General features: G+C 38.6%; 7 protein-coding genes. 4 read left to right on the top strand and 3 right to left on the bottom strand.

Going from position 1 to position 17,283, the window contains the following annotated elements:
- The first annotated feature begins 156 nt into the window (after positions 1-156).
- Positions 157-966 (top strand): PD-(D/E)XK nuclease family transposase, encoded by an 810-nt coding sequence (locus MSI_RS11440; RefSeq protein WP_009107144.1) that lies wholly within the window; start codon positions 157-159, stop codon positions 964-966.
- A gap of 270 nt (positions 967-1,236) precedes the next feature.
- A complete protein-coding gene (locus tag MSI_RS11435; RefSeq protein WP_009107142.1) occupies positions 1,237-3,069 on the top strand; it encodes a hypothetical protein in 1,833 nt (610 codons plus the stop codon).
- Positions 3,070-3,362: 293 nt separating this feature from the next.
- On the opposite strand, the gene MSI_RS11430 is transcribed toward MSI_RS11435, so the two are convergent.
- From MSI_RS11430 to MSI_RS11420, 3 genes are all read right to left on the bottom strand, one after another.
- Complete coding sequence (locus MSI_RS11430) at positions 3,363-4,145, bottom strand: Rpn family recombination-promoting nuclease/putative transposase (RefSeq protein ID WP_255324541.1); 783 nt, start codon at positions 4,143-4,145, stop codon at positions 3,363-3,365.
- 427 nt (positions 4,146-4,572) lie between these two features.
- Positions 4,573-4,800: a hypothetical protein gene (locus MSI_RS14725; protein WP_009107139.1), complete on the bottom strand. Its 228-nt coding sequence runs from the start codon at positions 4,798-4,800 to the stop codon at positions 4,573-4,575.
- Positions 4,801-5,321: 521 nt separating this feature from the next.
- Positions 5,322-5,699, bottom strand: coding sequence for a desulfoferrodoxin family protein (locus tag MSI_RS11420; RefSeq protein ID WP_009107137.1), 378 nt, complete (start codon positions 5,697-5,699; stop codon positions 5,322-5,324).
- A gap of 129 nt (positions 5,700-5,828) precedes the next feature.
- On the opposite strand from MSI_RS11420, the gene MSI_RS11415 reads away from it, so the two are divergent.
- Positions 5,829-7,901: a methyl-accepting chemotaxis protein gene (locus MSI_RS11415; RefSeq protein ID WP_009107135.1), complete on the top strand. Its 2,073-nt coding sequence runs from the start codon at positions 5,829-5,831 to the stop codon at positions 7,899-7,901.
- Between the two features lie 248 nt (positions 7,902-8,149).
- Positions 8,150-17,283: Ig-like domain repeat protein (locus tag MSI_RS11410; RefSeq protein ID WP_039924792.1), on the top strand; the 9,134-nt coding region annotated here is incomplete at its 3' end.

The following is a 17,283-nucleotide window of genomic DNA, read 5'->3' as shown; positions in this document are numbered from 1 at the left end:
GCCCTTTTCTTTGAATAGTAAAAAATCTTCAAAATTCTCAAAATTTTTCCTCAATTCATTTCCGAATTTTTACAGTCTGCTCCTAGTGTATATGTATGAAAACACAACATCTTATTGTTGCCTTTGTTTTTGTATGTTAATATTTAGGAGTTTGTAATGCAGCAGCTTACAAAAAAGCAGAAAATGCTTGCCCGGCTTAAACAGTTCACGCTGATGAACGATGATTTTATGACCCGATTTTTCGAAGACGACAAAGAACGCGTTCAATTTGTGCTGAATACTATTTTGGGCACTCGTAAAATTCAGGTCGTGGAAGAAGTTTCGCAAAAAGTCGTAAAGAGTCTTTTAGGCCGTTCAGTTCGGTTGGATGTCTTTGCCCGCGACGCGAAAGGCAGACCATACGACATCGAAATCCAGCGCGCTGACAAAGGAGCTGGGGCAAAACGCGCAAGGTATTATTCAGCCCTGATGGACGCTGATGAAACGGTTCCTAATATGGAGCCAGAAAAACTGCCCGAAAGTTATATTATTTTCATTACGGAAAATGATATATTCAATAAAGGTCTCCCGTTGTATCACATAGAGCGGGTTGTAAATGAAATTAATAAACCGTTTAACGACAAGATGCACATAATATACGTGAACGGAAAATACAGGGGCGACGACCCGGTTGGCTGGCTTATGCATGATTTTAACTGCCTGAATGCCAGTGATATGAAAAATGAGTTTCTTGCAGAGAAATTCAGATACCTTAAAGAAAACGATAAGGGAGTGAAGTATATGTGTAAAATAATGGAAGAATTTGCAAAAGAGGAACGCGAAGAAGCAAGAGCGGAAACTCAAATCGAAACCGCTGTAAAACTGGTTATTACAGGAAAAATGACAGAAAATGAAGTTCAAGAATTCTTTAATTTTACTGACAACCAGATGCAGGAAGTTAAAGATAAAATTGCAAATCTAAATTAACGCAGCTATATGTTTTGTTGTAAATAATGGGGAATGTCTAATAAGTTCAGTATGAAAATACTTTTTAGACATCCCCCTTTTTCGTTTTAAAATATAAAGTTGAAAAAAGTTACAAAAATTCAATAATTTTTTGCAAAAAATTCAAAAATTAATTTGACATTGGGTTGATAGTAGTGCTATCATTACCATAGTGATAGTGATACTATCAGAAAGAAATTAAGGGTTTCAAAGTGAAATTATTATTATCGTAAAAACTTAGGAGGTTTTTATATGAAAAAGTTGGTTGCTGGTGCTTTGGCACTTGCTCTTGGTTTTTCTGCTTTTGCGCAGGAAGCTCACGAACTTGTAGGTTCGGCTGGTAAAATTAGTTTTGGTGCTTGGGGACGCTCTACTTGGAATATTGGAAATCAGTATACAAGCACAAAGATTGAAGTAACACCAAAACTTTCTACAAAAGCTTATTATAACTATATTGCTAATGACATTACTACAGATCCAACAGGACAGTTATATGCTGTAGCAGATGCTGCAACAGGTGGTAATTTGGCAACTATTTTAGCAGGTGTTGCAACTGGAGATACTGCTTCTTTGATAGCTTTTGATAATGTTGTTTCAGGAATGGCTACAACTTCTGCTGTAACAAGTGGAATTGATTCAGGTGTAGTTTCTAAGGCGGGAGTTGCAGAAGCAGATGAAAGTGATACAGAATGGTATGCATCAGTTGCTCCAGACTGGTCTTATGGTTGCCGTGTTGGTTTCTGGATTATCGGTCGTACAAATGATGAACGCTGGGGATTTGACTTCAACCTTGATTCAGATGCAGCTGCTTTGTTTGTAGGTGCTCAGAACTATGATTCAAACTCTACTATTGGAAGCTTGAAAACAAAGAATAATGGTCTCAGCTATGCTGAATCTGGAAAATATGCAGTTGCAATTGGTGACCAGGCAAAAATCTGGGGTATTTTTGACTTCAACCCAATCGATTTGAAAGTAGCTTTTGGTAAAATGCGCGAACAGGAACTCCGTGGTTCTATTGGTGACTTTGGTCAGCGTGAATCAAGCGATGTAAAATCTGAAGATGATATCTTTACAGAAATGTGGCCTGTTATGGGTCTTTTTGTAAGCGCAAAAGGTCAGGAAGGAACTGCTCTTGAAGGTCTTTATGCAGCAGTTGACTGTGATGCTTTCGGTCTTGTTTCTGATGGTAATGGATTTACAACAAACCTTGGTACTTTGGCTTCTACAATTCAGGGTGGTGTAGGTTATACAATTCCTGGTCTTGCACAGGTAAAGGCTCAGTTCATTGCTGACTCAATTGAAGAAGGAAACAAAAAATATTCTGCTGCAAAATATGCTGCTGCTCGTGAAAAAGGATTTGGTTGGGATGACTATGCAGGACGCTTTGAATTTGGTATTGACTGGCTTGGCTTTGCAGGTGGAGCAACAGGTCTTGGAAATGTAGATTTGGATGCAACTCCAAATGCTAACCTTATCGAACTTGGTGTAAAAGTTCCTCTCGTACTTGATGAAGATCTTCGCCAGTATGACCCAGAGAAATTCTATAACTTCTATGCTTGTTTGGGTACAATTGGTGTAATTCAGAAGGGATTCATTCTTTATAAGGCTCACGTATGGGGTGGAAAGGGAGAATCTAACCTTACACAGTATACAGATATTGGAACAGGAAGCGGACTTCTTGACTATACTGGAAATGCTGCAAACATTGTAAGGGCTGGTTTTGATGCTTTGGCAGAAGTTTGCTTGAACCCATTTGGAAAACAGAACAACTTTGCTGGTCTTTCTTTCAACTATAACATTACTCTTGCTAATGCTGATGGTACTTGTAAAGTCGGTGGCAATCCAATGACTGTTAATGATCTTAAAATGACACAGCACAACTTTGGTATTGAAGTATACTTGAAACACACATTTGCTGCTAATAACTACTTCTTCATTGGTGTAGCAGACAGACTTACTGTTGCAAAAATGGAAGGAAGCGTTAATCTTAAAGATACATTCCTGGCTGATGCAGCTATTGACCTTTCTTACACAGGTCTTACAAACAAAGTATACATCCCAGTTGGTGTAGAAATGTTCTTCTAAAATTGCAAAAGGGTGCATGGGTCGTAACGTAAACTACAACTTTGCAATGCATCGTACCCATGCTAACTTCAGCCTTCGGCTGAAGTTCTTGCGGAAGAATAAAAACTCTCGTGGTAAACCGCGAGAGTTTTTTAGTTTAAAATCGTATGGGGGTGGTAATTGCAACTACAAATTTTGCAGTGCGTTGCACCCCATGCTAACTTCTGCTTCGCAGAAGTTGTTGCGGAAAAATAAAACCTCTCGTGGTAAACCGCGAGAGGTTTTGTTGTTAACAGGGGTTTTTCTGGCAAAGTTTATTTCTTCTCTGCTTCCAACTGTGATTTAAGTTCCTGGACTTTTTCTACGGGCAAATCAACACATTCGGCAATTGTTTGTATATCGATATTCTTTTTTAGCATGTTTGTTGCAGCTTCAATGGCTTTCTGCTGTGTGCCCTGTTCTTGTCCGATAGCAATACCAGCTTCTTTGCCGCTTTCAAAATCATACGTTCTCTGTCGTTCCCAATTCATGAACTGTCTTCTCCATTGCGTATTGTGCTTTGCTTCTTCTGCAAGATGTTCAATTTTTTCTGTAAACTGATCGCTGGCTTTTTTGCCGATAACAAGTTTCAGAAATGCCTTCTGTCTTTCATTTAATACCTTATTACAATTTTTTGCAATGAAAAAATATTTGAAGGCACGGTCTTTTAATTGAATGGAATTGTTCTCGCGGCAAAGATTTTCAAAGCTATAGCAGGCAAGCCCTTTGCCAAATATATCAGGAATACAGATAAAGATTACATAGGAATCTTTTAGTTTTTTGTAAGGTTGACCTGCATTCAGGCAGTCAACATCAATTGCACCCTGATAGTATCTTGCCCGTTCTGGCAGTTCTTTTGTATCTGCAGCCTGCATTTCGATATTGAAAGCATGATTGTCATTTTTTGCATACACATCTAACCGTACACTTTTACTGTCATAATCTGTTTCAATAATTTCTTCACCATGCATTTCAATATGGTCAATTTCCATTTCGAGCAGGATTTCTAGAAGTTCCTTACAGACATCCGGGTTATGTCGCATGACTTTGTAGAAAATGAAGTTGTTCGAGATGTTTGCTTTCTCCCATTTTTCCTCAGGGGTAAGAACTTTTTTTTCTTTTGTTAGGGTTTCTTGTGTACTTTTCTTTGATTTCTTGCTATTTGTTTCTTCCTTTTTTTTGTATGATTTTCATACATATACACTAGGTGCTGACTTTGCGATTTTGACAAAAATTTGGGAAAAAAGTTTGAGAATATTGAAGAAAATTTCGAGAAAAAACTATTAAAAAGTAATGTGAAATTGATAACTGTAAACTGGCCCCACGCACGAGAAACGAGCAGCGCGGAGCGGTACGCGGCCTGGACGCGTACTGACCGGATAGGGAACTGCGAGTTGCGACTGACTAGGGCGACTAGCGCAAAAATAAAACCTCTCGTGTTGCCACGAGAGGTTTTGTTGTTAACAGGGGTTTTTCTGGCAGAGTTTATTTCTTCTCTGCTTCCAGCTGCGATTTTAGTTCAAGAACTTTTTCAATAGGAAGTTTTATACAGCGAGCAATTTTTTCCGGAGAATCCCCCTCTATTAAAAGGCTTTTTGCATCCTCAATGGCTTTCTGCTCAGCACCTTCCTGACGGCCTTGTTCCTGTCCGATAGCAATACCAGCTTCCTTGCCGCTGTCATATTTAATTGTAAGTTCTCTGATCAAATCCATATATTGCTTTCTCCACAGCGAATTATGCTTTGCATCTTCTGCAAGAGCAGCAATTCTTTCTGTAAATTTATTTGACGGAGCATTTCCAGATACAAGGCTCAGAAAAGCCTGCTGCTTTTCTGTAAGTAATTTCTTTCCGTCACGTGATATTTTAGCACAGTTATTTGCAATGAAAAAGTATTTTACTGCACGGTCTTTTAGCTGAATGGAAGTGTCTTCACGGCAAAGGTTTTCAAAACTGTAAACAGGAAGTCCTTTTTTGAAGAAAAATTATGAGTTATCTATAACTTGGTATGGGAATGGTAGTAACTGAAAACTGACCCCACGCACGAGCGTGGAGTGCGCCGAAGGCGGTCGGACTCGAAGAGGACGACTGAGCGTAGCGGAACACGGAAGGCGACTGACTAACCAGAGCTGCGCCGGCGACTGGCGTAAAGATGTTAACAACTTCCGGATATACCGACCAGTCGCCTGACTTCCGACAAGCGGAAGTCTTAGGGTAATTTTTACTTTGGGAAGAATTACTTAGACGACCAGAGGCCGTGGAGGTTGCAGTAGGCGTAGGCTTCGTTTACGGTGTTGCCGTCGACTACGGCGAAGGTGGCTTTTGGTTCCTGGCCGGGCTGCAGGGTTTTGATGTGGATTCCCTGTGCGGACTGGAGGGCGATCCATTCGATGTAGTGTTTGTCTTCCATTGGGTGGGCAACGGAGCCGACGTTAATTTCTACTATATTATCGTGGGTGGTGATTACGGGCACGTGTTTTTCTACGGCGCCGTCGGTTGTGCCTGCGTGGATTTCAATCATTTCTTCGCCGCAGCAGATTGTTGGTACATCTGTTTCTTTTAAGATTGCGATTACCTTGCCGCAGTGTTTGCACTTAAAAAATCTCATCTTCATAGGTCATTCTCCTTGTGTAAGGCGACCGGTCAGAGCCGCCGGGGTATTAAAATAAATTATAACCCCAGAATGCGCAGGCTTCAAATAAAAAATTTGTGTTATATATTTTTAGGATATACAATAATCGGTATGAAGATTAAATCTAAACTTACTATGACTCATATTCTCATTGCACTTTTTTGTGCGCTTTTGATTGCCGTTCCTACCATTAATAAGGAAACTAAGGTTCTTGAAAGCGATGTGCAGCGGCAGATTGATTTGCAGCTTGAGAATATCTACCTGCAGGTTTCGGAATTTGTAAATCAGACTCAGAGTGTGACTAAATCGTGCGCGGATCACTTTGCCAGCATGACGGAATACGACGTTGATGAGGCTGAAGACTTTTTGATTACTGCTATCGATAATAATCCGATTTATTCCATGCTTTACTATACCAGCGCTACTCCGATTCCGGACGGGGGATTTTTGTTTGATAACATTCACTGGCGGGCTCCTTCCACTTTTAATCAGACTACCCGCGAATGGTATATCCAGGCTAAAAAATCGCGCTCGCCTTTCTTTGGAACTCCTTATGTTGACGAGGTTACGGGCGGTCTTGTTGTAACTACTTCCCGCGGCGTTTTTAATCAGAAGGGTTTTGCGGGCGTAATTGGTGCGGATTTTTCTATAGATATGCTGGATGATTTTGTGGATAACATGAAGATTTCTAAAAGCGGTACTTCTTTCTTTATTACTGCGGACGGGCTTTTTATTACCAACGAGGATACCGGCAAGGTTCTTAAGTCCAACTTCTATGATGAATTTGGCGTTTCTGAGCTCAAGGGGGCTGTTCTTACCAGCGATAAGATGATTGAAACCAGCTACGGCGATTATTATTTTGCTTCGCGCAAGATGCCGGGAATTACCGGCTGGACTTTTGTTACAATCGGCCCTAAAAGAGAGATTTTTGAAACTTTGCAGCAGTCTATTGCCCTGGTTCTGATTATGCTGGGTATAAGCATTGTTTTTGCCCTTTTGATTGGCGTGCTGATTTCCAGCAAAATTGTTAAGCCTTTGAGCAAGGTGGGCGCTGCGGTTAAGGAAATTGCTTCGGGCAATGCTGATTTGACTAAGCGTATTGAAAAAACTTCGCATGATGAAATTGGCGACGTGGTTGACGGCTTTAATGCCTTTACACAGAAGCTGCACGAAATTATTTCTAAAATCATGAATGCGGGTAAAAACCTGAACAGTGCGGGTGCGGATTTGTCTTCCAGCACTCAGGATACTTCAAGCTCGATTACTCAGATTATTGCCAATATTGAAAGCGTTCATCAGCAGATTGAAGGGCAGTCTAAGAGTGTTCACCAGACGGCGGGCGCTGTAAACCAGATTGCGTCTAACATTCAGTCGCTTGAGCATATGATTGAAAATCAGTCGCGCTGTGTTTCTGACGCTTCTTCGGCTGTTGAAGAAATGATTGGAAATATTGCTTCGGTAAATACTTCTGTTGAGCGCATGGCAAGTGCTTTTGAACTTCTGGAAGCGGATTCGGCTAACGGTGCGGCAAAGCAGGAAGACGTGAACTCTCGTATTGAGCGGATTGAAGAGCAGTCGCTTATGCTGCAGGAAGCAAATGCGGCTATTTCTGCCATTGCGGAACAGACTAATCTTCTGGCAATGAACGCTGCTATTGAGGCGGCTCATGCGGGCGAGGCTGGTAAGGGCTTCTCTGTTGTTGCGGACGAAATACGTAAACTTTCGGAAACTTCTTCTGATCAGTCCAATACTATCGGCCAGCAGCTGGAATCGATTAAAGAGTCGATTATGCAGATGGTTACCGCTTCGTCTGAGTCTCGGGCTGTATTCAACTCGCTGATTACCCGAATTAACGAAACTGACCAGCTTGTTCGCCAGATTAAGTCTGCCATGGAAGAGCAGAACGAAGGTTCTAAGCAGATTATCAATGCCCTGCACACTATGACCGACTCTACTTCTGAGGTAAAAACGGCTTCTAACGAGATGGCGGTTGGTAACCAGGCAATCCTGAGCGAGGTTCAGAACCTGCAGAACGCTACGGGAATCATGCAGTCCAGCATGGAAGAAATGAAAATTGGTGCCCGCAAAATCAACGAAACCGGCGCCACCCTGAGCGAAATCTCGCATAATCTTGAAGATTCGATTGTGGCAATTGATAACGAGATTAACGAGTTTAAGGTGTAAAGCGCAAAAGGGGGGGGGATGCCCCCTCTTTTTTTTATTTTTTCTTCCTTATAATTCTATATAAATTCTAAATTTCTGTTAAATCTTTAAAAAAAATTGCATAAATGCCGATAAAGTAATACGATAAAGGCTGAATAAATTTGTTTTTATTCTTTGCTTATTTAACCCTTATTTTTTTCAACAAGTCTTTATCCTTTTAAAATTTTAAATCGTATAAATTTGTAAATACTTTTTGGCGAGGTGTATTTATGAAGTGTAAAAATTTCATTTTAGGTGCATTGGCTGCATTGTCTATTTTTGTTTTTTTTCCAACCTGTGAAATCGGTTTAGGTGAATCGGTTGATACTGAGCCACCTACAGGTTCTATTTCAAGCCCGGGAGTAAATGCCGTAATCCGCGATGCGTTTCTCCTTCAGGGACAATGGCACGATGAAGCAGGAATTAAGCAGGTTGCCGTTGAACTCAAATATAATTCAGAAGGCAATAACAAAGGCAAAAAATACTCTTATGATGCCACAATTAACAAGGACAACACCTGGACTTGTAAAATTGACCCAGAAAGCAAAACTCAGCCTCTCGTAGATGGAACATACCTCGCCACAATTGTAATCTACGATAACGGTGGACACCAGACTAAACTGGAAAGATCCTATATTCTTGATAATACTCCTCCGGTTATTGTTTTACAGCGCCCAAGTTCAATTCTTTCAAGTTCTGCCAGCGATACAGATACCTACGGTCAGAAATTTACAATTCAGGGTCAGGCCGCAGATGACAACAACCTCAATAAAATCGAAGTCGAAATTTATTCAGATGAAGAATGTACAGAAGATTTTCTTTTAAAAACCATAACCCTTAATAATGTTCCTTTAGCAATTAACAATGATGTTGCAAGCTATGTTTCTGGTGATACAGAAAAAGAGAGCGATTATTCAAAAATTTATTTTGCAGATGAAGCTTATCAAGATCTAAATGATATGAATGCTTCAGAAGCATCAAAAACCCGCTACTGTAAAATTATTGCATACGATGGTGCTCAACGTTACCCGGCAAAAGGTGAAGAAAAAGATGATGACTCTACCGGAAACAAACAGACAAACTACTATCTTTATGATGATATTTCAGGTTCCATCCTTTCTACCTACAAGGTAAATGAACTTTATGCCATGTTCAACGGCACCTATGCATCTTCTGACTCTTCAAGAAGTGTAGCTACTACAACAAGCTCGATTCTGGAACAGCTGGAAGATAAAGCCCAGACAGTTGCAAAATTTAATCTTAACCCAAAAAATAACCCTACCTTCAGTGTAAGCGGTAAAGATCAGCTTACAGACGGCTGGACTACTAACGATGCCTATAATATTTCAAGCGGCAGCCAGGTTGTAGTTGAAGTTTCTCCAGGTTTGGACGGAATAAGCCTTAATAAAGACAGCCTTAAAGTATATTTTGTAGAATATAATGCCACAACTAAAAAGGTAGAAAGCGTAAAATTCTACCCTGTAACAGAACGCCAGGCTTATGGTTCAGGCTACAAATTCATTACTACAATCAATTCTAGCTACCTTGGAGACGACAATACTTCAAAAACAAAAATCGGAAGTAACTATATTTTTGGAGTTGAAGGATGGGATAAGTCGAACGGTGATGAAGCAGTAGGAAACACAATCATTGCAAGCGGAAAAGGCTACGGTTTCCATCTTGCTTCAAGTGGTGTTGCTCCAACTCTTAATCCAAAGTTTGAAATAAGCGAGAACGGTACTGCCTGGACAGAAGTTACAGACACAATTTTGTACTTAAAGGCAGGAACTTATGTAAAAGTAAGTGGAACTGTTTCTGTAGAAGAAGGTACTCCTGATTTCTCTCTTCTTTTTGGCGATACCGATTCTGGTGCAAGCCTTACTGCAATTGAAAATTCAGAAAATAACTTCAGCTTTACAAAGAAATTTGAGCCAAATGCCTTTGGAACTAAAACTTCACAGCGCCAGATTACAGTAAAAGCATGGCAGGATAAACTCACAACTTCAAAGACTTATACAGTATATTACGATCTTGAGGCACCTACAATTTCGATTTCTGAAGTAAAACCAATTGCTTGTAAATACACAGGTGAGGCAGGAACAATAGACGGAAAACAGTATCTGAATGGAGATAATGTAAGTATAAAACTTACGATTTCTGATAATGATTCAGTTTATACAGCTTCAGATGATGCTACAGATGAAGAAAAATCAAAAAATCCTAAAATTGAAATAGAAGATAGTACAGGTAAGATAATATCAAATACTAATGTTACAACTCTTATAAATTTTGTTTGGGATAATATTCCTACAACACAATTAGCAGACGGTCCAATTACTATTCGAGTAACAGCTTATGACCGTGCAGGTAATAAAAAAGAAATAACAAATAATAACTTTGAAGTAGATCAGGATACAGATAAACCTGTAATTTTGCCAAACAGTGCAAGCCAGCTTACCTTTACTGCAGATAGCGAAGACCTTCCTGCTTCAAAGAACAAATTTGCTTCTGGAAGTCAGCTCATCTTAAAACTCATTGATGATGACGGTCTTGCAAGCATTACTCCATGGCTTGGAACAAATGCAACAAACCTTGTAGAAAAATCAGCATTCTCTCTTCCTGTATCCTCTACAAGCGAAACTTATACCTATAACCTCCCAACTGATGTAGGCTTCCATACATTAAGATTTAAGCTTACAGACAGTAATGGTAAATCAACCTACGTTCCTTCTGAAACAGGCTGCTTCTTTGTAAAGATTACTGCCGGTGCTCCTACAATTCAGGAAGTAAAATCGGTTGTAAAAGATGGCACAGGTGCAGAACTTGATGCAATTTACACTAAGGGTGATACAAGCGACACAGCAAGATATTTTGAAAACAAAGTTAATTTTGATTCAGAATATACAAAATTCAATATTTATCGTTCTACAGACAACACAAACTTCACAGCAATTGCTTCTGATATTGAAGAAGATGGAACAAGTACAATTGAAAACGAACACGGCAGTCTTGCAAAAGTAAGTGGAACATGGGTTTATACAGATACTCTTCATCGCCCTGCAGCCACAACAACCTATTACTACTATGTAGCTGGTGTAGACGGAACAGATGAAGAAAAGAGTAACAAGAAAAACGTTACCTGTAAGGTTGATAAAGAAGTGCCGGTTGTAGTATTAAGTGCTTTGCCAGGTGCAAGCGATACAAAGGCAACTTCATATATTTTCAGTGCCACTTCAAAAGATACAGGCGGTTCTGGAATTGAAAAGATTGTTCTTACAATTACAGACAAAACTGATGAAAGCAAAACAATGACTCTTACAGAAGAAGGTCAGGGTGCTGCAATTGCCTCACTTTCTAAGACCGTAACTTATGCAAATGAAGAAGTATTTACAGGCAGCGATGGTAAGGCTCTTGAAGGTTATAAGAAAATTACTCTTAAAGCAATTGATACAGCCGGAAACGAATCTGCAAAATTCACATTCGATGGAAACACAGAACTTACTTCTACGGAATTCCTTTATGATAAGGCAAAACCTACTTTATCAGTAACTTCTGATCTCCGCGAATATATGCCAAACGAAGGCTACACAATCAGTGGAAGCGTTTCAGATTCATATTCTATTAAGTCTCTTAAAATTACAGAAACCTTTACACCAAAAGATACTACTGCTTCAAAGGTAGAAAAAACAGCAGATATTATTGCAGATGTAGGTAGCTCAACAGTTCCAGCACAGACCTTCGCAGACTTCCAGCTTCCTCTTGATTATACATCTGGAACAAATCTTGATGACGGAACCTATTCTTACTCAATCACTCTTACAGATAAGAAAGGCAACGAAGATACAATTACTTTTGCAAGCATTGTAGATAAAACAGCTCCAACAGTAACAATCACAACTCCAGAAACAGACGACAGCTACAAGGCTGAAAACGCAATCAGTGGAAAAACCTTCCAGTTTGAAGGTGACCTTGAAGAAGATAACAGTTTGAGTGGCGTTTATTATGCAATCGTAGCAAACGGTGCTGCTGCACCAAGTGTCCCAACTGCTGATGTTACAACTGCTGAAGCCTGGGAAAATAAAGGCTTTACAAAGGTAACAAACTTCGGAACTACAAACTGGAAAACTAAAAAGAACTTCCGCGTAAAAGGTTCAGACCCAGACTCTGCATATCCGGATTCTCTTGAAGAAGGAAGCCAATACAAGATTATAGTTTACGCTGTAGATAAGGCTGGTAACGTAGGTCATACAAAGGGTGCATCTAAAGCAGAAAGAAGCTTTGATGTGGATATGGCAAAGCCAGATATAAAATTAACACCGTTAGCAAATACAATTCTCAATATAAATACAACAGAGGATCAGGATGGTAAAAAAGGAGAATTCTACATACAGGGAACCTCAACAGATTCATTAGGTTTGGAAAAAGTAGAAATTACTTATATTTCTGATGCTCAAAAAGAGGCTGATGAGGATGCTCAGACTATTACTTTCTCTGCAACTAATGGGGCTTTATCGAGTGATAATAGTTGGAAACAGAAATTTGTTTATGGTTCAGAAGCAACTGCTTCTAATGGAAGTATAAAACTCACTGATGGTATTTATACCTTTAATATAAAAGCAACAGACTTAATTGGAAAAACAAAAGAACTTGATGAGATTGTGCTTACTGTTGATACAAAAATGCCAGATATTAAGACAAGCTCTCTTAAATTGGATGGAAGCACATACAGTTCAACAAAATATTATGAGTCTAAAGCTTTGGAATTGATTGTAAATGTTGAAGATGGCTCAGCTGGTTCTGGAATTTCCAAAGTTCAGGTTGCTACTAAAAATGCAAGCGGTAATAAAGTTTATAAGTCATGTTCTCTTACAGATAATTCAACAGTAGAATGGACTGCTACTGTTCAGTTTTATAATGAAGGAGATAATGAATTATATATTACAGCAAAAGATAAAGCTGGAAATGAAATAGAAACAGGATCTCCAATAACAGTAAAAGTTGATACAACAGCTCCAGAACTTGAATTGGATAAATATCAGATAGGTAACGGCTCTGTTTTGGATGCGGCTAGTACAATTTATATCAATGGAACCTCAACTCTTACACTTTATGGAACTTATTCAGATGCTCAGAGTGGCGTAAGAGAACTTTCATTCTCTGGAACAAAGAATAACGACCAGCCAGCCGATGGAAATGTTTTATATTCAATAAAAACAACTGCTGACTCAGCTGCAAGTGACTATGATACATTTGGAAATATTACTAATAAATTAAAAATTCAATCTTGGAAGGCTGTATTTACAAATGGTACAGACGGAATTATAGAAACAGGTGACTGGAAGGTAAAAGGAAGAAATAATGCCGGTTCTTCTGGTGTACCAACAGAAAAGAATCTGTTTACGTTGAATAAAGATGTAACAAAGCCAGTTCTTAAAAATATCAGCCTTGCAACAGATAATGATGATTACTCTGTTTATAAAAAGACAGAAGAAGGAATTGTATATTATTATGCAAATAATCAGACAGGTAAGTTTAAAATTTCTGGTCTTGCAGAAGATAATCGCGGAACAGAAGGACCTGCTTCTGGTGTAGATAAAGTAAAAATTACAATTGTAAACACAGCGGTTCCTACAAAGAAGATAGAAAAAGAAGAGTCTTCTGTAAACTTCTACGATATACTTCTTGCAGATACAGATGCTGAGGGAAACGTAACTGCTTACTGGACAGAAGGTGCAACAGCAACAGTAACAGTATTTGATAAGGCTGGAAACGAATGCCAGCAGCCAACTGTTCTTAATATTAAATTCGATACAGAAGGTCCTGCAGGCGTACATTCTATTGATACATCTGGAAAAGATTTGTTCTTCCGTCTTGGAGAAAACGATAATGATGATATAGATCGTTCAAATTCAGACTGGAACGGAGGAAGTGCTTCGACAGTTAAGATTGACCAAGACGTAGGTGGAAAATACTCAACCACAACTTACGGAAACGCTCAGACTGTTACAGTTCGTGGTACATTTAATGATACAGGAAGTGGAGTAGAAAAAATCTACTATTATATTGCTTCTTCAAAAGCAGATGCCAACGGTGTAACAGTTGAAAACTTTAGAACAAAGACTTCAAATTACTTTACTCCTATTGTAGAAACCTCAAAAGAGACTGTTGAGCAGCAGGCAAAACGTCGTGTCTTCTATACAGATACTTTGAATAACGGAAGCCTTTATAATCCAGATTCTACAGGTACAGAAAAATACAATACTAAGATTACAGATATTAATGTAAAAGATGCCTCAACTAAGAGATATTACACAAGTATTACTTCAACCTTTAAAGCTACAATTCCAGGCTTTACGCCAAACGAATCTAATTATTTAGTTCTTATTGCCGTTGATAATGTTGGTAATGCGAAAGTAGATGGCATGAAACTTGTTACACAAGAAGAAGGTGAACCTTCGGCTTCATTAAAGACATATTCAAATTATCTCATTAATGTTGATACTACAGTTCCAGATGTTCCATCATTATCTGGTTATAAGTTAAATAAGTACATAAAACCTAGTGATGATAATCAAAAGATTACAATTACAGGAACTGCTACAGATAATCTTTCTGGAGTTGCAAGTCTTGTTGTAAAAATTAATAACGGAAATAAAGAGATTAAAAAAGATATAACAACTTTTGGAACTATAAAAACAATTAGCAGTGGTAAGGTAATAAAGACTTCTGATGATAAATATAATATTGTTCAGACCAATGCTCAAAATGAAGAAACTGTTATTGAAGAAGATATTGGCGAAGAATATAAAGACGTTACAGAACTCTCTTCAAAGAATACCTGGTGGAAGGCAGAAATCAAGAATACTGCTTTTGCAGGTGTCGGTGTCTCGTCAGGCAGCAATATCGTTGTTGAGCTTGAAGCAAAAGACAATGCAGGTCTTTCAAAAACCTATACAGTTGGCACAGTAGTTGTTGATACAGAAGGTCCAACTGTTAAGATTAATAAAGTTCCTAATGCAGGAACTGCAAAAATTGGAAGTGAAGATGTACCTTTAGTAAATGGAGCTTCTCTGACAATAGAAGGTTCTGCTACTGACTCTGCTAGTGGACTTAAGGCTAATACTGCGCTTAACTTGTACTACACAACAAAAGATTCTCCATCAGCTCCTACTAATGATACAATAAGTGAAACTGCAAGTGATGTTGGAACAAAATGGATTAAATATAACCCTGCAGAAGGGCTTGGTGGTACACAGGGAAATACCTGGGAATTCAAGATTGATACTACTCAGTTGAAAGATAACACCGTTACATATTTCTCTGTTTCTTCAGAAGATGATGTCGGAAATATTGGTTATTCAACTCCTTATAAAGTAAAAATTAACCAAGATAGTGACCGCCCTATTATTACTCTTTCAAACCTTGAACTTGCAACAACCAGTGGCGCAACAACTTATTTAAAGAGTACCAAAACATTGTATCTGACCGTAACAGACGACGATGGTGTTAGTAAAATAGAATACAAAAAAACTGGTGATTCGGACTTTGTTCTTTATTCAAATGGTGTAACAAATCTTGCAGAAGGTCCAAATACTGTACAATTTAAAATAACTGATGGTGCAGGAGGAGTATTTACAAGCGGAGCTGCTGATACAACTGTTGCTGGAAATACAATTTCTCATCAGCCAAAGATTACAGATGGTACAACGACAATTTCAAAAGCTCTTTCTTTCAATGTTGTAACAGAAACCCCTCATATTGAGAAAGTTCAGTATTCTTATTATGACAGTGAATCTACAGCCACAACTGAAGAAGAAAAATGGTCTGCCTATGCTGATACTTTGCGAACCCTTGGTGGAAAATACACAAAACTCAAATTAAAAATCTCTGCTTCTTCAGCCCAGTCTATAGCTTCAATTACAGGAACATATCATGGTTCTTCAGATGTAGCTGTAACATTTAATTGTAAAGATAACAATCACAATGATATAAATTTGCATGACTGGGAGTCAGGTGCTATTGCATTGACTTCTGCTGCAAACTTTGAAGGAAGGCAGACAATTGATATTGTTGTTTCTGACATAGTAACACCAACTCCTATGACAACAGAAAAATCATATTCAATCAGTATTGATAATAAAGCTCCAGAGCTTTCTATTTCAAAACCTGATGCAGGAAAACAGCTTAGCCGCGACCAGACTGTTCGTGGTGAAATAAAAAATGAAAGTGATCCAAAATTGTACTATGCTGTTTCTCGATATGCGGCTACTGCAGCTGACGTTCAGCCGGATAGTAATACCGATAAACGTATGGGTGGAGAAAATAATACTGTTGTACTTGCAACAAAGTGGACTGAAATCGAACATTATGATGATGCAGGAACCTGGTATGTTTACTTTGATGGAACAGACTCAACTTCAGAAGAAGACCATACAGAAAAATTTGCCACATATTTAACAGAAGAATATCTCAATCTTACTACAAAACAGAATATTCTTGATAATAAATATGATGAAATTCCAGCAGTTTATTTCTGGATAAAAGCAGAAGATGATTGCGGAAATAAAACCATCTTGCATAGACAATATGATATTGACCCATATGGTGAGCGACCGGAAGTTACAATTACTTATCCTGTAGATGTTCTAAAAAAAGATTCTACTACTGAATATGAAGCTCCAACTCTTGGTGGTACAATCCGAATGACTGGTACAGCAACAGATAATAATGAAGCAAAATACGTTTGGGTTCAGATTGATAAAGATAGCACTGTCGGATTTAGTAAAGATGAACTGAAATTCTTAAAAGATAATGGTTATCCAATTGGTCAAATTAGTACAAACAAGCCACTTGCTTCTGTTCCTGCAAGTCTTGATGATGGAGCCGATGCTGCTGCGGATTACGGTATTATGGTTCCAGTAAGCGGTTCCAGCTGGGCTCTTAATTTAAATGCAAATGGAGAATTTGACCCGGAATCAGACAAAGCAAGACTTACAATTAGAGTATACGCTACAGATGAGGATGTGGATGCAAATAGTAAAAAGACCATTCACAAAAGTAAGGTAAAAACTCAGGTTATATATATTGATGCCGATGCTCCTTATTCTGAAAACTTAAAACTTGTTCAATACACAACTGGAGACACAATTGGAGCTCAAAAAACTTACTCCGATGGAGTTAGTGTGAAAGGTATCTGGTATCTTACAGGTAACTATATAGATGCATCTTCTGGTATAAAAGAAATTAAATATAAAGCCGAGAATCAGACTGAAAAAACTGTTATTGCATCTGGTGGAGATTCTTATACATCATCTTCAGATTCAAATCTGTGGTTTAAACCAATAAAAGAGGACGGCACTGACTA

The organism is Treponema sp. JC4, from assembly GCF_000260795.1.
GTDB lineage: Bacteria > Spirochaetota > Spirochaetia > Treponematales > Treponemataceae > Treponema_D.
This window is presented reverse-complemented; position numbering and strand designations above follow the sequence as displayed.